Raw genomic sequence first — 17,700 nt, 5'->3', positions numbered from 1 at the left:
GTGTCGCGGTCGAAGGGCTCGAAGCCGGTGAGCAGGATGCGGGGCATGGCGGGGTCCTCGGGCAGTGCGGTACGAGCATAGCCAGACGGACGGCGGCTCGATCAGGGACCGGGCGGGCGGCCCACGCATCCGGCCGCCCGCGTCCAAAAACTCGGCACCGTGCACGGGCAATGGCCCTGGACGAACCGCCGGACCTGCGAACATGCCGCCTCCAACACGCGCCATCTTCGATGCCCGACCTGCGCCCGCCCTCCCCGCTTCGCCGATCCCCCAACGATGCCGTGCCGCCCGCCCCTGGCGCCAGCGGGCGGCGTGGCTTTCTCGCCGCGCTCGCCACGGGCGCCCTGCTGCCCACCGCCGTGCCGGCGGCAACCCGGGCGCGCGCCGCCTCACCCGCCGAGCCGGAGCCCGGCGTGTGGCCGCAGGCGCTGCAGGTGCCCGGCGGTGTCGCCCGGCTCGCGCTCGGCCCGGCCGACCAGCGTCCCGTGGTGCGCACCGAGGCCGGCGTGCCGGTGCTGGTGATGGGCGACGCCATCGCCTGGACGGCGGTGGTCGGCATTCCGCTGGCGGCACAGCCCGGCGAGGCCCGGGTGCAGGTGACGGACGCCAGCGGCAGCCACCGCCGCATCGCCTATGCCATCGCCCCCAAGCGCTATGCCGAGCAGCGCCTCACCGTGGCGCCCAGAACGGTCGACCTGTCGGCCGAGGACCAGGCGCGCTACGAACGCGAGCGCGACCACCAGGCCCAGGTCATGGCCACCTTCAGCGAGCCGTGGCCGGCCGACCTGGCCATGGCGGCGCCGGTGCCGGGGCGGCGCTCCAGTTCCTTCGGCCTGCGCCGTGTGTTCAACGGGCAGGCGCGCAATCCGCACAGCGGCATGGACATCGCCGCCGCCACCGGCACGCCGGTGCGCGCACCGCTGCCGGGCCGGGTGATCGACACCGGCGACTACTTCTTCAACGGCGGCACGGTCTGGCTGGACCACGGCGGCGGCCTGCTGACCATGTACTGCCACCTGAGCCGCATCGATGCCAGGGTAGGCGACCGCTTGGCCGCCGGCGATGCCTTCTGCGCCGTCGGCGCCACCGGCCGCGTGACGGGGCCGCACCTGCACTGGGGCGTGATGCTCAACCGGACGATGGTGGATCCGGCGCTGTTCATCGAAGCCTGACCCGGCCCGCGCGCCATCACGCGCCCGCGCCGTGCCGCGCCACGCGCTGCCGTCCGACAGGGGCGCCGGCCGGGCGCTGTTGGAATCGGCGGTAGGACGGGAGACAGAGGAATGCCCGTCCATCATCGTCAGAGGAGAAACGAAATGCCCCGATTTGCCACCATCCGAGGCCACGTCACCTACACCCCCGGCGACGGCGTGCCGATCCCGATCCCGGAAGGCCGCGTCGAGATCGACGAGGCCGACGACAGCGTCATCCTGTCATGGGAGGCCGAACCGGGCACCGTCGGCACCACCGCCATGCCGCGCCTGCAGTACGACCAGTACCTGGAGGCCGGCAAGATCGTCCCCGAGGACGCGGGCGGGCAGACCGCCACGGCCTGAGCTCCCAAGGGCCAAGGCCCAGCGCGGCACACTGCGCCGCCGGCTGGGCCCATTACAGCCGACCGGCGCCGTCGCAACGACGGCGCCGGTTTTTTCGTTTCAGGCAGCCCGCGGCGCGAGGGCGCTGGTGGCGCCATCCACGGTGCCGGACTCGCCAGGCGGCAGGCTCACCGCCGCATGCGCCTCGCGCAGGCACTGCGCGAACAGCGCCGTGGCCCGCGCCGGCTCCGGCGAACGCCGCCACACCGCCACGAAGCGGCAGTCGTACACCAGCCGCGCCGGCGCCAGCGCCTTCAACCGCCCCTCGCGCTCGAAGCCGGCGGCGTAGTGGTCGGGCAGAAAGCCCAGATAGCCGCCCGACAGCAGCAGCAGCGCGATGGCCTCCTGGTCGTAGCCGGTCGCCTTGCGGGCCAGCCGGGCCCGGTGGCTGAGTTCCATGTTGGGCGAGTGGTAGCCCAGTCCCGCGAAGGCATGGCGGCGCAGGTCGGCCCAGTCCAGGCCGTCGGTGTCGGCATCGAAGAGCGGATGGCCGCGCCCGGCGTACAGCAGCATGGTCTCGCCGAACAGGTCGGCATAGGCCAGGCTCTGCGAGGCGCGGTGCGCCGGCACCACGCCCACGTGGAAGCGGCCGTCGATCACGCCGCGCTCGATGGCGTTGAGCGAGGCCACATGCACGTTGAGCGACACGCTGGGCGCGCGCTGCGCGAAGCGCGCCATGGCCTCGCCGATGCGGGCGTCGGGATTGGTGGCGGTCTTGTCGAACAGCGCCACCTCCAGCTCGCCGCCCATGCGGCCGTGGATCTGGTCGATGCCGCCGCGGAAGGCGTCCACCGCGGCCAGCAGGCCCAGCGTCTGCTCGTACACCTGCTGGCCCTCGGCCGTCAGCGCGAAGCCGGTGCGCCCACGCCGGCACAGCGTCAGGCCCAGGCGCGTTTCCAGGTCCTTGACGTGGCGGCTCACGGTGGAGGTGCCGATGTTGAGCTCCAGCTCGGCGGCCGTCATCCCGCCGCATTCCACCACCGCCTTGAAGACGCGCAGCAGCCGCAGGTCCATGTCGCTGACCTGGCCCAGCACCGCATGGCCGCGCCCGTGGCGGTCGGTCGGCTCGACCGCCTGGACCGGGGCGGCAGCACGCGGGATGCGGGGCTTCTTTACTTGCATGAATCGACAAGTGAACAGTGATGAATGTCCATTTTCGCCAGTAACGGCGCCGCCACAATCGGCACCATCGTCCTCCTCCGTCCTGCAGCCGCCATGACCACCACCATCGCCTCCCCCGTTCCGGCCCCCGCCGTGCGCACCGACGCCGCCTGGCTCGAAGCCCACTGGATGCCCTTCACCGGCAACCGCCAGTTCAAGGCCGACCCGCGCATCATCGTGAGCGGCAAGGGCGCCTACTTCACCGACGCCGACGGCCGCAGGATCTTCGACGGCCTGTCGGGCCTGTGGTGCACCGGCCTCGGCCACTGCCGCAACGAGATCAGCGAAGCCGTGGCCCGCCAGGTGGCCACGCTGGACTATTCGCCGGCCTTCCAGTTCGCACATCCGCTGTCTTTCGAACTGGCCAACAAGGTCAAGGACCTGATGCCGAAGGGCCTGGACTACGTCTTCTTCACCGATTCGGGCTCCGAGTCGGCCGACACCTCGCTCAAGCTGGCCCGCGCCTACTGGCGCGCCAAGGGCCAGGCCAGCAAGACGCGCCTGATCGGCCGCGAGAAGGGCTACCACGGCGTCAACTTCGGCGGCATTTCCGTCGGCGGCATCGGCGGCAACCGCAAGACCTTCGGCCAGGGCGTCGAGGCCGACCACCTGCCCCACACCCAGCCGGCCATGGGCACCTTCGCCAAGGGCATGCCCGAGGTCGGCGGCGTCGAGCTGGCCAACCGCCTGCTGGACGTGATCGCCCTGCACGACGCGTCGAACATCGCCGCCGTGATCGTCGAGCCCTTCTCCGGCTCGGCCGGCGTCGTGATCCCGCCCGTGGGCTACCTGCAGCGCCTGCGCGAGATCTGCACGCAGAACAACATCCTGCTGATCTTCGACGAGGTCATCACCGGCTTCGGCCGCGCCGGCGCCATGACGGGTGCCGAGGCCTTCGGCGTGACGCCCGACATCCTGAACTTCGCCAAGCAGGTGACCAACGGCGTGCAGCCGCTGGGCGGCGTGGTGGCCACCAAGGAGATCTACGACACCTTCATGGCCGCCGGCGGCCCGGACTACCTGGTGGAGTTCCCGCACGGCTACACCTACTCGGCCCATCCGGTGGCCTGCGCCGCCGGCATCGCCGCGCTGGACCTGCTGATCGCCGAGGACGGCCCTGGCCGCGTGAAGGCGCTGGCGCCCTACTTCGAGACGGCCGTGCACAGCCTCAAGGGCGCGAAGCACGTGGCCGACATCCGCAACTTCGGCCTGGCGGCCGGCATCACCATCACGCCGGTGCCCGGCGAGCCGGCCAAGCGGCCCTACGAGATCGCCATGGCCTGCTGGAAGAAGGGCTTCTACGTGCGCTATGGCGCCGACACCATCCAGCTGGCGCCGCCCTTCATCACCGAACGCGCCGAAATCGACCGCCTGATCAACGCCGTGGGCGACGCGCTGCATGAAGTTGCCTGAGCCAGCGCTTCTGATTGCCATCCGCGTGCAGCAAAATACGCGGAATGGACGCCCAACGCACCAACGCCACCCAGCCCTCCGTCATGTTGGAGGTGCACGTGCCGGGCGGCACGCCCGCCGAGCACGCGCTGGCGCTGAAAGGGGCGATGGGCGTGTTCCAGGCCACCTACGTGAAGCCGGAGTTCGCCTGGCAGGCCATCCAGAAGCTGGCCGACTGGGAGCAGGAGGGCGCCAACGACCCGGCTCCGCTTTCGGAAGCGGAAGATCTGGCGGTGGACGTGCTGCTGTGCGCCCAGGAAGCCGCCAACCAAGTGCTGGGCGTGCACCCGGGTGAGCCGGCGGTGGAACTGCGCTTCGTCACCGTCCGGCCCAAGGCCGCCTGACGCGGCGTCGGGCCGCGCCCGGCGTCAGCTGCGGCGAGCGCCGCCCGCCTCGCCGCTGTCCCCGGTCTTGCGAAGGCCGCGCACGTTCATCACGGCCAGGCACAGCTGCAAGGCGATCAGTGCCCAGGCCTGGGTGAAGACGCCCCAGGCGGTCCACAGCCCGTTGCTCAGCAGAAAGATCCAGAAGCCGGTGTTGCGCCGGCCCTGGTCGTTCGACGCCACCAGCCAGGCCGACACCACCGACGCCAGGAATGCGGGCCATTGCAGCCAACCGAGCCATTCCATCAGGCGACTCCCGCAGTAACGGCCCGGACGGCCGTCGGTGAAAGCATGGGCGTTCGCGACAGGTGGGGCTCCGGGGCGCGGGCATGGCAGTGGGGTGGTTGGTGCATGCGACATCGTCTTCGCCGCTGCGCAGGGCCCGCGTCGGCCGCCATCGGCCGGGGCTGTCGGCGGCGCGCCGCACGCCGGGCCGACGCGCGTGCGCCGACAAACGCTAGGGCGTCGGACAGAGCCGCTGCAGCCAGCCCACCAGGTCGTCCAGGTCCAGTGGCTTGACGAGGTGCGCGTCGAAACCCGCGCGGCGGGTGCGCTCCACGTCGTCGGGCTGGCCCCAGCCCGTCGCGGCAATGAGCTTGGTGTGATGCGCGTCGGGCATGGCCCGCACCGCCCGCGCCACCTCGTAGCCGTCCGGCGAGGGCATGCCGATGTCCAGCACCAGCGCATCCGGTGGCGCATGCACGACCATGGCCAGCGCCTCGCGCCCGGTCAGCGCCACCTGGGCGTCGAAGCCGCGCAGGCCCAGCAGGCGGGCGATGGGCCACACCGCGTCGGCGTTGTCGTCCACCAGCAGGACCCGCGGCCGGGCCCGGCCGGTGCTGCCTCCATCGGCTGGCGGCTCGGGCTCCGGGTCGGGCCGCGGCTCGCCGGGCAGGCCGCCGATGGGCACGGTGACGGTGAAGCAGGAGCCCTGCCCCGGCCCCGCGCTGTTGCCGCTGACGCGCCCGCCATGCAGCTCGACGATGCTGCGCACCAGCGCCAGACCGATGCCCAGGCCGCCGGCGCCGGGCCGCTGCTCGGAGGGCCGTTGCGCGAACATCTCGAACATCGACTCCACCAGTCCGGCCTCCATGCCGATGCCGTTGTCGCGCACGGCGAAGACCACGTCGCCGCCCTCCACCCGCACATCCAGGCCGATGCGGCCGCCGTCGGGCGTGTACTTGGCCGCGTTGGTCAGCAGGTTCGACAACACCTGGCTCATGCGCACGGGGTCGACGAAGACCTGCACGTCGGACCCGGGCAGCCCCACCTCGAGCGCATGGGCGGCGCCTTCCAGCGCATGGCGGACGGTTTCCAGCGCCGCATCGACCAGCAGGCGCAGCGGCACCCAGCGCTTGCGCAGGTTCATGCGGCCCAGGCGCAGGCTGGAGACGTCGAGCAGGTCGTCCAGCAGCAGCTTCATGGTCTGGGCCTGCCGGCGCACGATGTCGGCGGCGCGGCTGCGCTCGTGCGGCGGAAGTTCCGGTTCGGCGAGGGTCATGCCGGCGGCGTGGATCGCGGCGAGCGGGTTGCGCAGTTCGTGCGAGAGCACCGCGAGAAAACGGTCCTTGCTGCGGTTGGCGGCCTCCAGCGCCTGCTGGGCGGCACGCTGCTGGCTCTGGTCGCGCAGGATCTTGACGAAGCCGACCAGGCCCTCGGGCCCGCGCATGGGCATGAGCACGCCGCTGGCCCAGAAACGCGAGCCGTCCTTGCGCACGTGCCAGCGGTCGTCGATGGCGTGGCCTTCGCGCAGGGCCGCCTGCAACTCCAGGCGCGGGGCGCCGGCGGCGCGGTCCTCGTCGGTGAACAGCAGGTCGGCGAAGCGGCCGACCACCTCGGGCTCGTCGTAGCCCAAAACACGCTGGGCGCCGGTGTTCCAGCCGGTGATGCGGCCCTGCAGGTCGGTGGAGAAGATGGCGTACTCGACCGCGTTCTCCAGGATCATCCGCAGCCGCTCCTCGCTGCCGCGCAGGGCGTCTTCGGCGCGGCGGCGTTCGCTGATGTCGGTGCTGACGACCACCAGCGAGCGCACGCCGTCGTCGTCGCCGCCCTCGAGCAGGCCGGCGCTGTTGTGCATCCAGAGGACGGTGCCGTCCTTGCGCAGGCAGCGCTTCTCGAGCTGGAAGGGATGGCGGTCGCGCATGAGCTGCTGGATGCGCTCGGCGCTCGCGTGGCGGTCCTCGGGATGCACCAACTCCAGCAGCGGCCGGCCGACCAGCTCGCCCTCGTCGTAACCCAGCAGGCGCGCGTAGTGGCGGTTGACGAAGAAGATGCGGCCCTGCGCGTCGGCCTGCAGCACGCCCACGGCGGCCTGGTTGACGATGGCGCCGAAGCGCGCCTCGGAGTCGCGCAGCGCACGTTGCGCCAGCCGCAGCTCGCTCACGTCGACGAAGGTCAGCACCACGCCGGCCACCTGGCCTTCGCCGGTGCGGTGGGGCAGCACCCGCGCCAGGTACCAGAGGCCGGCACCGGCCTCCACCTCCCGCTCGACCACGCCCAGCTGCTTGAGCACGCGGCGGGCGTCGTCCATGAGGCCGGGGTAGCGCAGCGGCGTGGCCAGGTCCGACAGCGGCCGGCCCAGGTCGCCGGGGATGAAGCGGAACAGCGCGCAGGCCGCCGGCGTGTAGCGCACCACGCGCAGCTCCCGGTCCAGGAAGACGGTGGCGATGGCGGTGGCGTCCAGCAGGTTGAGCAGGTGGCCGTTGCCCTGCGCCATGGCCTCGACTTCGCGCTCCAGTTCGCGCACGCGCGCCGCAAGGGCACCGGCCTCGGAGGCCGTGTCGTCGGGCGGATCGCCGCCGGGGCGTTCGTGAGCTTGCATGGCGGTGGCGTTTCTCGCTGCGGGTCGTCGACAAGGGCGCGGCGCGTGCGCGTCCACGCGATTGGGCCGTGGGCCGGGGCCTAGACGCTGTAGGCTTTCAGGCGGTTGTAGAGCGTCTTCAGGCTGATTCCGAGCACCGCGGCTGCACGCTCCTTGTGGCGGTCGCAATGGAGATAGGTCGCGACGATGGCCTGGCGCTCGATCTCGGCCAGCGAGGTGCCCACCGGCACGCTGATCCAGCCGGGCCTGCCGGGCTCCGCCGGGCCCGCCTCGGGCAGCAGGGGCGCGGGCAGCGAGTCGATGCCCCCGGCGCCGGCCGCGGCGGCCGCGACGGCATCGGCGCCCGACTCGGCCGCGTTGGGCGGCAGCCATTCGTCGGACATCCAGCCGTCCACGCTCATCACCCAGGCACGCTGCACGGCGTTGCGCAGCTGACGCACGTTGCCGGGCCAGTGGTAGGCCGCCAGCTTGCGCAGCGCCTCGGGCGTGAAGCGGCGGATCAAGCCCTCCTGCACGCGCATCTGCTGCGCGAAGTGCAGGGCCAGCAGTTCGACGTCGCCGCCGCGCTCGCGCAGCGGCGGCAGCATGATGGGGAAGACGTTCAGGCGGTAGAGCAGGTCTTCCCGCAGCACGCCGGCGCGCATGGCGGCATGCGGGTCCCGGTTGGTGGCCGCGATGATGCGCACGTCGGTCTGCCGCAGTTCGGTCGAGCCCACGCGCATGAAGGTGCCCGACTCCAGCACACGCAGCAGCTTGACCTGCAGCTCGGCCGGCATTTCGGTCACCTCGTCGAGGAACAGCGTGCCGCCATGCGCGCGCTCGAAGAAGCCGCGGTGCTGGCGTTCGGCGCCGGTGAAGGCGCCACGCTCGTGGCCGAAGATCTCGCTCTCGATGAGATGCGGCGACAGCGCGCCGCAGTTGACGGCCAGAAAGGGCTGCTCGCGCCGGCGGCCGAGGTCGTGCACGGCGCGGGCCACCAGTTCCTTGCCGGTGCCGCTCTCGCCCTGGATGAACACGGTGACCGCCGAGCCCGCCACGCGCGCGATCTGCAGGTAGACGCTCTGCATGGGCTCGGAGCGGCCGATGAGCGCGCCGAAGCGGCCGGTCTCGCGCCACGTCTCGGTCAGCTCCGCAACTTCGGCCCTCAGGCGCGACGGCCGCGTCAGCCGCGACATCAGATGGCGCAGGTGCTCGGGCTGCACGGGCTTGACGAGGTAGTCGGCCGCGCCCAGGCGCAGCGCGCGGATCGAGGTCTCCAGGCTGGCCTGACCGGTGATGAGCACCACCTCGATGTCCTGCGCGGTGGCGTGGGCGGCCTCCAGCAGCTCGAAGCCGCTGCCGTCGGGCAGGTGGACATCGAGCAGCATCAGGTCGGGCGGCGAGGCCGCCAGGCTGCGCCGCGCCTCGGCCAGGGTGCCGCAGATGGCCACACGGTGCCCCTCGCGGGCCACCAGCGCGGCCAGCATGCGCGCCACATCCTCATCGTCCTCGATGATCAATGCTCGTCCCATTCCACTCCTCGAATTTGGCTTCTGGCTGAGACGACGTCGCGTCGTCCCGCGGGCCGCTCCCGCCATGAGATCGATGCGCGGACCAGCGGCCCGGATTTCCACGCAGGCGACAACGCTATCCCAGCTTGCCGCGTACGAATGTCAGACAGAAGCAGGAATTGCGGCAAGGACTGCCGATCGCGTGACCAGAGAGGCAGAAAAAGAGAGCTTTTGTTTTCATTTTGAAGACCGGGACCGGTGGCACATCCGTTGCGCTGCAAAAGGCACCCATTGCCACGATGACGCCTTGTCGCCCTTGCCTCCGGCCCATGCCATTGAATGTCTTTCCCGATGATCCGCACCGCCCCATCGCCTTGCGCCTGACGCCGAAGGAGTCACGGCCATGATCCGCGTCGGCATCGCGGACGACCATCCGGTGGTGCGCTCGGGCCTGCGTGCGCTGCTGTCCACCTGCGAGGACATGACCGTCGTGGGCGAGGCGCGCGACGGCCGCGAAACCCGCGCGCTGGCGCTGGACGTGCGCCCCCAGGTGCTGGTCATGGACCTGATGATGCCGGGCTACAGCGCCCTGGACCTGATGGCCAGCCTGCGCGAGCGCGCCTCGGGCGTGGCCGTGCTGATCTACACCGGCTACCCGGCCGAGCATTACGGACCGGCGCTGCTGCGCGATGGCGCCCGCGGCTATCTGGGGAAGGACTGCGATCCGGTGGAACTGCTGGCCGCCATCCGCGCGCTGCATGCGGGCCGCCGCTACATCACCTCCGACATGGCCGGGGTGCTCGCGCAGCGCTCAAGCTCGCACACGGGCGAGGGCGCGCCGCACCAGACGCTCACGCCGCGGGAGTTCCAGATCTTCCTCAAGCTGGCGCAGGGCGACAGCCCGGCCCACATCGCCGACACGCTGTGCGTGTCCGCCAAGACCATCAGCACGCACAAGGCGCGGATCATGGCCAAGATGGACCTGCACTCGAACAGCGAGTTGACCTACTACGCCACCAAGCGGCGGTTGATCAGATGATCACACCCCCCATGCCACTTCGCGGCTCCGGGCGCCCGCCAGAGGCGGCTGCTCTTCGGGCACGTCCAAGCCTGCACTGGCAGGCTCGGAGCCGCGGCCCTCAGCCCGTCCCTCGCGCCTTCGGCTTGGAGGGGGGCGCACCCCGAGGCCTGGCCAAGCCAGTTCCTCGGGTGCCCTGGCGTGGCCTGCTCCGCGGCCTTTCGATCGTCGATCCCGAAGCGCTCGCGTGCACGGCGCATGGTGCGCCCTGCAGCGCAGGACGTAGGAGACTGCAATGACCAGCTCATTGTCGGGTGCCGAAGGGCACTCCCCCGCCGCGCTCGTTGAGGCGGTACGCGCCTTCGACCACGACGCCCGCTCGCCGCTCAGCGCACTTGCCGCGGCGGCGGAACTGCTGGACGCCTCGGACGACCCGGGCCTGCAGGCCGAGGCGCGCGAGGTGATCGTGCGGCAGGTGAAGAGGCTCAGCGCCCTGTTCGCCGGCTTCCGCGAGCGCATGGCGATGGCCGGCGTCGAGAAGGACGGCGGCTGATCAACCCATCAGCTGGTTGCGGATGGCATACAGCGTCATCTCGCCGTTGGAGCGCAGGCCCAGCTTCGCCAGGATGCGCGTGCGGTAGCCACCGACGGTCTTGACCGACAGGCACAGCGACTCGGCCGCCTGCTGCAGGTCGCAGCCCTCCGCCAGCTTCAGCAGCACCTGCAGTTCGCGCCGCGACAGGGGCTCGTCGCGGCGGCCGTCGGCGGGCACGCAATGTTCCAGCAGCAGGCTGGCCATGGCCGGCGACAGATAACGCTCGCCCCGGGCGACCGCGCGCACGGCATGCAGCACCTGGTGCGGGTCGCTTTCCTTGTCCACCAGCGCGCGCACGCCTTCGCGCACCAGGGTGCAGGCGTACTGCTCGGCGGCAAAGCCGGTGTAGACCACCAGCCCGGCATCAGGCGCCTGCATGCGCAGGCGCACCACCTCGTCCAGCACGTTCGAGCCGGGGATCACCAGATCGAGCACCAGCACGTCGAGCCGATGGGCGGCCAGCTCGCGTGCCAGGCCGCGCGCGCGGTCGCTTTCCCACACCATGTCGAGGTCGTCCTCGGCCTCGAAGAGCGCGCGCAGGCCGTTGCGCACCACCGGGTGGTCGTCGACCACGCCGATGCGCAGCGCGCGGCCCGGCCGGGCGCCGGTGCGGGACGGCCCATGCAGCACGGAAGGGGCCGCAGGGGCCGCAAGAGTCGGCATGGAGGAAGTTTGCATGAGGGTTTGCTGGCAACTCCCATGCCGCGTACATCTGCGCGAAATGAAGCATTTTGGGCACTGTTAGGCGCACAAGGCTGATGTTGATGCCGAAGCGGAGGCACGGTACGCGCATTTCGGCAACTGTTGCCGCAAGGCTTGCGGCATGCCATGGCCGTCTTGCAGGCCTGCCTGCTGCCACGCTGCACAGCGTCCGCATGGCCGACGTGCGATCCGCCAACGTCCGACAACGGCGCAGCGCGCCGGGAAGAAGGTAAGAGTTCCTTCCACCCAGGGCGCCGCGGCGTCGGTGCTTGCGGCCACGACGGCCGTACATCTATCGCCAGGCGCCCGCCCATGAGAGGCAAGACCATGACCAACACGCACCGCGGCCATCCCCGCCCCACCCCGCACGCACCGCAGAGCGCGCAGGCATCCCGACCCGGCGAGACGCCGCAGCGCACGCCCCAGAGCCGCCATGACCGCGAGGACCACGTCGGCAGCCACAACCAGAAGCAGGCGCGCGAAATCCGTGGCAGCCACTGACCGGCGGTGGGGCCGCGCGGTGGGCGGGGTCGCCGCCCTCCTCCTGTCGCTGACGGCCTTCGCCCAGGGCTCCGGCAATCCCCGCGGCAATCCGCAAGGCAGTGAAACGCCGGGGACCAGCGGACGGGCCGCGCCTGCGCCCGCCTCACGCCCGCCGCAGACCGCGGCACCGACGCCCGATGACGCGGGCAGGCGCACCAATCCTGACCAGCCCGACGTCAGCAGCGGCCATGGCCGGCAGGCCGGCGCGGGGCAACCGGGCGGCCTCGGCGGGCAGCGCGCCGCCGGATCGGGCAACCGGACGACCGAGACCGATCAGGCGCCCAAGCCCGGCACGCGCCAGGGCCGCTAGCCGCGCTCAGGGCGTCCCGGACTGGCCCCGCTGCGACGGCGGCTGAACCACTGGCGAGGCAGCGGGCTCGGTCCGCGCCTCGCCCGGGGCCGCGCCCTCGTCCGCCGGCCCACCCGGCACGCCGCTCACGTCGCGCAGCGCCTGCGCATGGCGCCGGCCGCCATCGCCCCGGTCGCCGGCGGGGGCGTCGTCCTGGTCGAACTGCGTGGTGGGCGGATGGCGTGCATCGCCCACCACGGGCGGACGCGGCATGGGGATTTGCTCGGGCGGCGTGCCGGCATCGGGCACGCGGCCACCGTCGAGAGTGCGGGCCGGGTCTTCGCCCACGCCCCCTGGGGGTGCGCGGCGGCGGTCGTCGTTGTCGGGCATGGGCAGGTCTCCTGGAAATGATGGGCGGAAGGCGGCGGCCGGCTGCGCGGGCCGCCCAGGGTCGGCGCCTGAGGGCGTGCGAGCGTCACGGCGTGAGCACGACCTTCAGGCAGCCGTCCTCGGCCGTGTCGAAAAGCTTGTAGCCCCGCACCGCCTCGTCCAGCGTCAGACGGTGCGAAATGATGGCCGCCGGCTTCAGCCGCCCTTCCTGGATGCAGTCGAGGAGGTAGGGCATGTGCTGCTGCACGTGGGTCTGGCCCATCTTGAAGGTCAGGCCCTTCTCGAAGGCGTCGCCGAAGAGGAAGCCGTGGATGAAGCCGGCGTACACGCCCGGCACGCTCACCACGCCGCCGCGGCGCACGGCCGCCATGGCCTGGCGCAGCGCCTTGCCGCTGGAGCCCTCCAGCCGCACGGCCGTGAGCGCCGTCTCCAGCATGCTGCCCTTGGCCTCGAAGCCGACGGCGTCGATGCAGGCGTCCACGCCGCGGCCGTCAGTGCGCTCGATGATCTCGGCGGCCGGGTCGTCGCTGTCGTCGAAGTTGAGCGTCTCCACCCCGTAGGTGCGCAGCGCGAAGGCCAGGCGGTCGGTCTGGTTGTCGATCATGAAGATGCGCGCGGCGCCCTGCATCTGCGCGCAGGCGGCCGCCATCAGCCCCACGGGCCCGGCGCCGAAGATGGCGACCGTAGAACCCTCCTGCACTTCGGCATTGATCACCGCCTGGTAGCCCGTCGGCAGGATGTCGGACAGGAACAGCACCTGCTCGTCCGGCAGGCCGGGCGGCAGCACCAGCGGGCCGACGTTGGCCTTGGGCACGCGCACGTATTCCGCCTGGCCGCCGGCATAGCCGCCGTACAGGTGCGAGTAGCCGAACATGCCGGCGCCGGGCCGCAGCTGCTTCCTGTTGAGGATGGCACCGCGGCCCGGATTGGTGGTCTCGCAGGCCGCGAAGAGCGAACGGCTGCAGAAGAAGCAGCCACCGCAGGCAATGGTGAAGGGCACCACGACCCGGTCGCCGGGCCGGACGCGGGTGACGCCGCTGCCGACCTCCTCCACGATGCCCATGAACTCGTGGCCGAGCACGTCGCCCGTCTCCATGGCGGGGATCTTGCCGCGGTAGATGTGCAGGTCGGAGCCGCAGATGGCGGTGGCGGTCACGCGCAGCACGATGTCGTCGTCGTGCTGCAGGCCGGGGTCGGCCACCGTTTCCAGCCGCACGTCGCGGCTGCCGTGGTAGGTCAGGGCTTTCATGGCAATGCTCCTCGGGAATGGGCTGGCGTGCGGTGTGGGCCGCGCCGGGCGGCGACAGGTCCGAGGCTGTTCAGGCGCATCCGGCGCCCGGGTAGGAAAAGCCGCAGCACGGCGTCCGCGTGCGAGCGCAGTCGCGTCCCTGCGGCGTGCGATGCCTGGGGACATGCGTTGCCGAGCCTTGCGACGGCAACTGGCGCGGCCTGTACGCACGCCGTCCTGCGCCGCGGCCTACGTGCGGCGAGCGGACTGCGCCGCACCTTGGTCGATCACGCCGTCACGGCCACCCAACTGGCCGCGCCGGACCCGGCGCCGCCCTCCCCGGCCGCGCCGTCAGACCCAGGAGCACGAAGGATGAGCACCACCCGCATCATGGACAGCGGCGAAGGCAGCCGCCCCACCACCGACGGCGCCGCCAGCAATCTCGGCGCCGCCAAGGGCTACCCCGAGGGCGACACCGTCCGCCCCGGCCCGCACGAGCGCATGGCGGACAAGCGCCAGAACGCCGAGGCCGACGAGCACGACGGCGCCACGCCCTGGGGCGTACACGAATCCATGCGCCCGAACCCCAACACCGAGCCGCCGCCCTGGCCGGGCAAGACCCGAAAGGGCCGGCAGGCGCCGCCCGGCCGCTGAACGGCGCGCCTCCTCCCCTGCAGGGCATGGCCAAGCATCGTCTGGCGGGGCTGCGCCGAAGTCCAGCCCCCGGCGCAGGGGGCCGGACTTCTGTACATTCGTCCAGCCTTCGATGCCGGGCTGCCATGCGGCGCCCGGCATCGGCGTGCGTCCTTCCTCCACGCCCCGCTGCTTCGATGCTCCACGTCTCCGTCAAGACCCTCTGCGCCTTTGCGGCCAAGGCGGGCGACCTGGACTTCCGCTTCGCCCCCGCACCCACGGCCCAGGAAGGCCAGGCCGGCCACACCCTGGTGCAGTCGCGCCGCGGGCCGGGCTACGAGCGGGAAGTGAGCCTGTCGGCCGAGGTGGACGGCCTGCACGTGCGCGGCCGTGCCGACGGCTACGACGCCGGCCGCCGCCGGGTGGAGGAGATCAAGACCTTCCGCGGCGACTTCGCCCGCATCAAAGCCAACCACCGCGCCCTGCACTGGGCCCAGGCCCGCACCTATGGCGCCCTGCTGTGCGCCCGGGACGGCCTGGACGGCCTGACCGTCGCCCTGGTCTACCTGGACCTGGGCACCGGCGAGGAGACGGTGCTGGAGCAGCAGGCCACCCGCGCCGAGCTGCAGGCCGGCTTCGAGGCCCTGTGCCGCGCCTACGCCGGCTGGGCCGCGCAGGAGGCGCAGCACCGCGAGCGGCGCAATGCGCAGCTGGCCGGGCTGCACTTTCCGCACGGCGACTTCCGCGCCGGGCAGCACAAGCTGTCGCGCGACGTCTACCGCGCCGCCGCCGCGCGCCGATGCCTGCTGGCCCAGGCGCCCACCGGCATCGGCAAGACCCTCGCCACACTCTACCCGCTGCTGCGCGGCATGGCGGCCCACGGCACCGACAAGGTGTTCTTCCTCACCGCCAAGACGCCCGGGCGGCGCATCGCGCTGGACGGGCTGGACCTGCTGGCCGGGGGCCGGCCGCTGCGGGTGCTGGAACTGGCGGCGCGCGAATCCGCCTGCGAGCGCCCCGGGGCGCCCTGCACCGGCGAGGGCTGCCCGCTGGCGCGCGGCTTCTACGACCGGCTGCCGGCCGCGCGCGACGCCGCGGCGCAGCGCGGCTGGCTGGACCGCCCGGCCCTGCGCGAGCTCGCCCTCGCCCATGAGGTCTGTCCCTACTACCTGGCGCAGGAGATGGTGCGCTGGAGCGACGTGGTGGTGGCCGACTACCACTACTGGTTCGACGCCAGCGCGCTGCTGCACGCCCTGACGCGCGACGAGGAATGGAAGGTGGCCGTGCTGGTGGACGAGGCCCACAATCTGGTCGACCGCGCCCGCGCCATGTACTCGGCCACGCTGGGCCGCGAATCGCTCGAAGCCGTCGCTGCCGACGCGGTGGGCCCGGTACGCCCGGCCCTGGCCGCGTTGCGCCGCGAGTGGCGCCAGCTGGCGCAGGCCCAGCCCGGCCCCTACGCCGCGCTGCCGCTGCTGCCCGAGCGGCTGTCGCGCGCCATGGCCGAGGCCGCGTCCGCCCTGGCCGAGCACGTGGCGCAGCAGCCCGAGGCCCTGGCGGGCGCACTGCAGGACTTCTTCTTCGCGCTGCTGGCGCTGGTGCGCCTGGCCGAGGCCTTCGGGCCGCACTCGGTGCTGGAGCTCGGTGCCGACCCGGCCGGCCGGCCGCAGACGCTGGCCATCCGCAACGTGGTGCCGGCGGGCTTCCTGCGGCCGCGCTTCCAGGCGGCCATGACCACCGTGTGCTTCTCCGGCACGCTGGCGCCCTTCGGCTACTACCGCGACCTGCTGGGCGTGCCGCGCGATGCGGTGGAGCTGGACGTGGCCTCACCCTTCAAGGCCGAGCAGCTGCAGGTGGAGATCGCGCTCGACGTCTCCACCCGCCTGCGCGACCGGCCCCGCTCGCTGGCCCGCGTGACGGCCGTGATGGCGGCGCAGTACGCCCGCGCGCCCGGCAACTACATCGCCTTCTTCAGCAGCTTCGCGCACCTGCAGATGGCCTTCGACGACTTCGCCGCGCGCCATCCGCAGGTGCCGGTGTGGCGGCAGTCGGCCGCCATGTCCGAGGCCGAGCGCACGGCCTTCGTCGCGCGCTTCCGGGCCGGCGGCCGCGGCATCGCCTTCGCCGTGCTGGGCGGCGCCTTCGCCGAGGGCGTGGACCTGCCCGGCGACCGGCTCATCGGCGCCTTCATCGCCAGCCTGGGCCTGCCGCAGCACGACGAGGCGCACGAGGTGGTGCGCGAACGCATGGAGGCGATGTTCGGCCAGGGCTACGACTACACCTACCTCTATCCCGGCCTGCGCAAGGTGGTGCAGGCCGCCGGCCGCGTGGTGCGCACCGAGCAGGACCGCGGCACGGTGCACCTGCTGGACGACCGCTTCGCCACGCCGCAGGTGCGGCGGCTGCTGCCGGCGTGGTGGGCGGTGGGGTCGGCGAAAGGGCCGGAAGGATGAAGAGGGGCGGCGTTCAGGGCTGGTAGGACACCGGGTCGTTCAGGCCAGCCTCGTCGTGCATCTCCCAGTAGCCGTCGTACAGACGCGTGGTGATCGGGCCCGGGAAGGCAGGCAGCGGCCGGCCATCGAGTTTGGCGATGGGCAACACGCCGCCGCCGCTGGAGGTGATGAACACCTCGTCCGCGCTGCGCAGCAGGGCGGCCGGCAGCGGCCCGACGCGCAGCGCAATGCCGAAGCGGCCGCACAACTCGATCGCCGTGCGGCGCGAAATGCCTTCGAGCACGCCACGGTCGGCGGTGTACACGGTGCCGTCCTTCACTGCGAACACGTTGAAACCCGGGCCCTCGGTGATGTTGCCCTGCGCGTCCACCATGCAGCTGGTGTCGCGGCCCTGGTCGTAGGCGTCGAACATCGACTGCACCAGGTCGATCCAGTGGTAGTTCTTGATCGTGGGATCCACCGATTCCGGCGCGATGCGGATGCGCTCGCTGACGTGCAGGTCGATGCCCGCCAGCTGCTTCTCGCGCGAGGCGATCCAGACGTAGGGCACGGCATAGGCATAGAAGCGGTTCTGGGCCAGCCGCGGATCCCGAGCGCCCTTGGCCGGCACGCCGCGCGTGCAGACCATGGCGACGTAGGCGTCCTGCAGACCGCCGGCCCGCACGCAGCCGTGAAGGATCTCGCGCAGCTGCGCACGGTCATAGGGGATGGCCAGGTGCATCTTCTCCAGGCTGCGGAAGAAGCGGTCCATGTGCGCGTCGAGCCGGAAGAAGCGGCCCCGCCACGTGGTCGCCACGTCGTAGGTCACGTCGGAGCGCGTGAAGCCCCAGTCGAACATCGAGATCTTGGCTTCCGACAGCGGTGCATACGCCCCGTCGATGAACACGCAGCCGCCGTCGAACTGGTTCACGGGCGGGGTCGGCGGAACGGGCATGGCAGGCACTCCT

The 17,700-nt window shown here is 71.9% G+C and carries 18 protein-coding genes; 10 read left to right on the top strand and 8 right to left on the bottom strand.

Translation table 11 applies throughout. The features are described 5' to 3' along the window. The first annotated feature begins 230 nt into the window (after positions 1 to 230). Together NS331_RS00625 and NS331_RS00620 are read left to right on the top strand one after the other, a co-directional pair. On the top strand, positions 231 to 1,172 hold the full coding sequence (locus tag NS331_RS00625) for a M23 family metallopeptidase (protein WP_082702143.1): 942 nt from the start codon (positions 231 to 233) through the stop codon (positions 1,170 to 1,172). A gap of 144 nt (positions 1,173 to 1,316) precedes the next feature. Beyond that, entirely contained in the window at positions 1,317 to 1,556 is a 240-nt protein-coding gene (locus tag NS331_RS00620) for a hypothetical protein (RefSeq protein ID WP_058640086.1), read from the top strand. A 99-nt stretch (positions 1,557 to 1,655) separates the two neighbouring features. Here NS331_RS00620 and NS331_RS00615 read toward each other — a convergent pair whose 3' ends face one another. After that, on the bottom strand, positions 1,656 to 2,717 hold the full coding sequence (locus NS331_RS00615) for a LysR family transcriptional regulator (RefSeq protein WP_082702142.1): 1,062 nt from the start codon (positions 2,715 to 2,717) through the stop codon (positions 1,656 to 1,658). Positions 2,718 to 2,810: 93 nt separating this feature from the next. Here NS331_RS00615 and aptA point away from each other — a divergent pair, with 93 nt between their 5' ends. Then, a complete protein-coding gene (aptA, locus tag NS331_RS00610) occupies positions 2,811 to 4,169 on the top strand; it encodes an omega-aminotransferase AptA (protein WP_058640089.1) in 1,359 nt (452 codons plus the stop codon). A 44-nt stretch (positions 4,170 to 4,213) separates the two neighbouring features. After that, the gene (locus NS331_RS00605; RefSeq protein WP_058640085.1) at positions 4,214 to 4,552 is read left to right on the top strand and encodes a hypothetical protein; all 339 of its coding nucleotides are present in this window, start codon (positions 4,214 to 4,216) and stop codon (positions 4,550 to 4,552) included. 24 nt (positions 4,553 to 4,576) lie between these two features. Here the strand turns inward: NS331_RS00605 and NS331_RS00600 are convergent, their stop codons facing one another. The 3 genes from NS331_RS00600 to NS331_RS00590 form a co-directional block, all read right to left on the bottom strand. Then, on the bottom strand, positions 4,577 to 4,837 hold the full coding sequence (locus tag NS331_RS00600; RefSeq protein WP_058640084.1) for a hypothetical protein: 261 nt from the start codon (positions 4,835 to 4,837) through the stop codon (positions 4,577 to 4,579). A 211-nt stretch (positions 4,838 to 5,048) separates the two neighbouring features. Further along, positions 5,049 to 7,412: a PAS domain S-box protein gene (locus NS331_RS00595; RefSeq protein ID WP_058640083.1), complete on the bottom strand. Its 2,364-nt coding sequence runs from the start codon at positions 7,410 to 7,412 to the stop codon at positions 5,049 to 5,051. Positions 7,413 to 7,492: 80 nt separating this feature from the next. Further along, positions 7,493 to 8,923, bottom strand: coding sequence for a sigma-54-dependent transcriptional regulator (locus NS331_RS00590; RefSeq protein WP_058640082.1), 1,431 nt, complete (start codon positions 8,921 to 8,923; stop codon positions 7,493 to 7,495). Between the two features lie 382 nt (positions 8,924 to 9,305). Between NS331_RS00590 and NS331_RS00585 the strand changes: the two genes are divergently transcribed. Further along, positions 9,306 to 9,941 carry a response regulator gene (locus tag NS331_RS00585; RefSeq protein ID WP_058640081.1) on the top strand — a complete coding sequence of 212 codons (636 nt, stop codon included), beginning with the start codon at positions 9,306 to 9,308 and terminating at the stop codon, positions 9,939 to 9,941. 274 nt (positions 9,942 to 10,215) lie between these two features. Beyond that, positions 10,216 to 10,473: a histidine kinase dimerization/phospho-acceptor domain-containing protein gene (locus NS331_RS00580; protein WP_153012689.1), complete on the top strand. Its 258-nt coding sequence runs from the start codon at positions 10,216 to 10,218 to the stop codon at positions 10,471 to 10,473. On the opposite strand, the gene NS331_RS00575 is transcribed toward NS331_RS00580, so the two are convergent. After that, entirely contained in the window at positions 10,474 to 11,178 is a 705-nt protein-coding gene (locus NS331_RS00575; protein WP_193758019.1) for a response regulator, read from the bottom strand. 366 nt (positions 11,179 to 11,544) lie between these two features. Between NS331_RS00575 and NS331_RS26520 the strand changes: the two genes are divergently transcribed. Together NS331_RS26520 and NS331_RS00570 are read left to right on the top strand one after the other, a co-directional pair. Then, positions 11,545 to 11,718 carry a hypothetical protein gene (locus NS331_RS26520; RefSeq protein ID WP_193758018.1) on the top strand — a complete coding sequence of 58 codons (174 nt, stop codon included), beginning with the start codon at positions 11,545 to 11,547 and terminating at the stop codon, positions 11,716 to 11,718. Beyond that, on the top strand, positions 11,705 to 12,070 hold the full coding sequence (locus NS331_RS00570; RefSeq protein WP_153012688.1) for a hypothetical protein: 366 nt from the start codon (positions 11,705 to 11,707) through the stop codon (positions 12,068 to 12,070). Before NS331_RS26520 ends, NS331_RS00570 begins: the two co-directional genes overlap by 14 nt. Positions 12,071 to 12,076: 6 nt before the next feature. On the opposite strand, the gene NS331_RS00565 is transcribed toward NS331_RS00570, so the two are convergent. Both NS331_RS00565 and NS331_RS00560 read right to left on the bottom strand, forming a co-directional pair. Then, entirely contained in the window at positions 12,077 to 12,439 is a 363-nt protein-coding gene (locus tag NS331_RS00565) for a hypothetical protein (RefSeq protein WP_058640077.1), read from the bottom strand. 85 nt (positions 12,440 to 12,524) lie between these two features. Continuing rightward, on the bottom strand, positions 12,525 to 13,688 hold the full coding sequence (locus NS331_RS00560; protein WP_058640076.1) for a zinc-dependent alcohol dehydrogenase: 1,164 nt from the start codon (positions 13,686 to 13,688) through the stop codon (positions 12,525 to 12,527). 351 nt (positions 13,689 to 14,039) lie between these two features. On the opposite strand from NS331_RS00560, the gene NS331_RS00555 reads away from it, so the two are divergent. Then, a complete protein-coding gene (locus NS331_RS00555) occupies positions 14,040 to 14,321 on the top strand; it encodes a hypothetical protein (RefSeq protein WP_058640075.1) in 282 nt (93 codons plus the stop codon). A gap of 176 nt (positions 14,322 to 14,497) precedes the next feature. Continuing rightward, complete coding sequence (locus NS331_RS00550) at positions 14,498 to 16,753, top strand: ATP-dependent DNA helicase (protein ID WP_058640074.1); 2,256 nt, start codon at positions 14,498 to 14,500, stop codon at positions 16,751 to 16,753. A 13-nt stretch (positions 16,754 to 16,766) separates the two neighbouring features. Here NS331_RS00550 and NS331_RS00545 read toward each other — a convergent pair whose 3' ends face one another. Continuing rightward, complete coding sequence (locus tag NS331_RS00545) at positions 16,767 to 17,687, bottom strand: aminotransferase class IV (protein WP_058640073.1); 921 nt, start codon at positions 17,685 to 17,687, stop codon at positions 16,767 to 16,769. Between the last annotated feature and the right edge of the window lie 13 nt (positions 17,688 to 17,700).

Source organism: Pseudacidovorax intermedius (assembly GCF_001476815.1).
Classification (GTDB): Bacteria; Pseudomonadota; Gammaproteobacteria; order Burkholderiales; family Burkholderiaceae_C; genus Xenophilus; species Xenophilus intermedius_A.
The sequence above is the reverse complement of the archived record's forward strand: the minus strand, read 5'-3'. Positions and strand labels throughout refer to the sequence as shown.

What these genes read in the sequence shown, in the direction of transcription:
- NS331_RS00625 (WP_082702143.1), top strand. Translation starts at nt 231, where the DNA reads ATGCCCGACCTGCGCCCGCCCTCCCCGCTTCGCCGATCCCCCAACGAT.
- NS331_RS00620 (WP_058640086.1), top strand. Translation starts at nt 1,317, where the DNA reads ATGCCCCGATTTGCCACCATCCGAGGCCACGTCACCTACACCCCCGGC.
- NS331_RS00615 (WP_082702142.1), bottom strand. Translation starts at nt 2,717, where the DNA reads ATGCAAGTAAAGAAGCCCCGCATCCCGCGTGCTGCCGCCCCGGTCCAG.
- aptA (WP_058640089.1), top strand. Translation starts at nt 2,811, where the DNA reads ATGACCACCACCATCGCCTCCCCCGTTCCGGCCCCCGCCGTGCGCACC.
- NS331_RS00605 (WP_058640085.1), top strand. Translation starts at nt 4,214, where the DNA reads ATGGACGCCCAACGCACCAACGCCACCCAGCCCTCCGTCATGTTGGAG.
- NS331_RS00600 (WP_058640084.1), bottom strand. Translation starts at nt 4,837, where the DNA reads ATGGAATGGCTCGGTTGGCTGCAATGGCCCGCATTCCTGGCGTCGGTG.
- NS331_RS00595 (WP_058640083.1), bottom strand. Translation starts at nt 7,412, where the DNA reads ATGCAAGCTCACGAACGCCCCGGCGGCGATCCGCCCGACGACACGGCC.
- NS331_RS00590 (WP_058640082.1), bottom strand. Translation starts at nt 8,923, where the DNA reads ATGGGACGAGCATTGATCATCGAGGACGATGAGGATGTGGCGCGCATG.
- NS331_RS00585 (WP_058640081.1), top strand. Translation starts at nt 9,306, where the DNA reads ATGATCCGCGTCGGCATCGCGGACGACCATCCGGTGGTGCGCTCGGGC.
- NS331_RS00580 (WP_153012689.1), top strand. Translation starts at nt 10,216, where the DNA reads ATGACCAGCTCATTGTCGGGTGCCGAAGGGCACTCCCCCGCCGCGCTC.
- NS331_RS00575 (WP_193758019.1), bottom strand. Translation starts at nt 11,178, where the DNA reads ATGCCGACTCTTGCGGCCCCTGCGGCCCCTTCCGTGCTGCATGGGCCG.
- NS331_RS26520 (WP_193758018.1), top strand. Translation starts at nt 11,545, where the DNA reads ATGACCAACACGCACCGCGGCCATCCCCGCCCCACCCCGCACGCACCG.
- NS331_RS00565 (WP_058640077.1), bottom strand. Translation starts at nt 12,439, where the DNA reads ATGCCCGACAACGACGACCGCCGCCGCGCACCCCCAGGGGGCGTGGGC.
- NS331_RS00560 (WP_058640076.1), bottom strand. Translation starts at nt 13,688, where the DNA reads ATGAAAGCCCTGACCTACCACGGCAGCCGCGACGTGCGGCTGGAAACG.
- NS331_RS00555 (WP_058640075.1), top strand. Translation starts at nt 14,040, where the DNA reads ATGAGCACCACCCGCATCATGGACAGCGGCGAAGGCAGCCGCCCCACC.
- NS331_RS00550 (WP_058640074.1), top strand. Translation starts at nt 14,498, where the DNA reads ATGCTCCACGTCTCCGTCAAGACCCTCTGCGCCTTTGCGGCCAAGGCG.
- NS331_RS00545 (WP_058640073.1), bottom strand. Translation starts at nt 17,687, where the DNA reads ATGCCCGTTCCGCCGACCCCGCCCGTGAACCAGTTCGACGGCGGCTGC.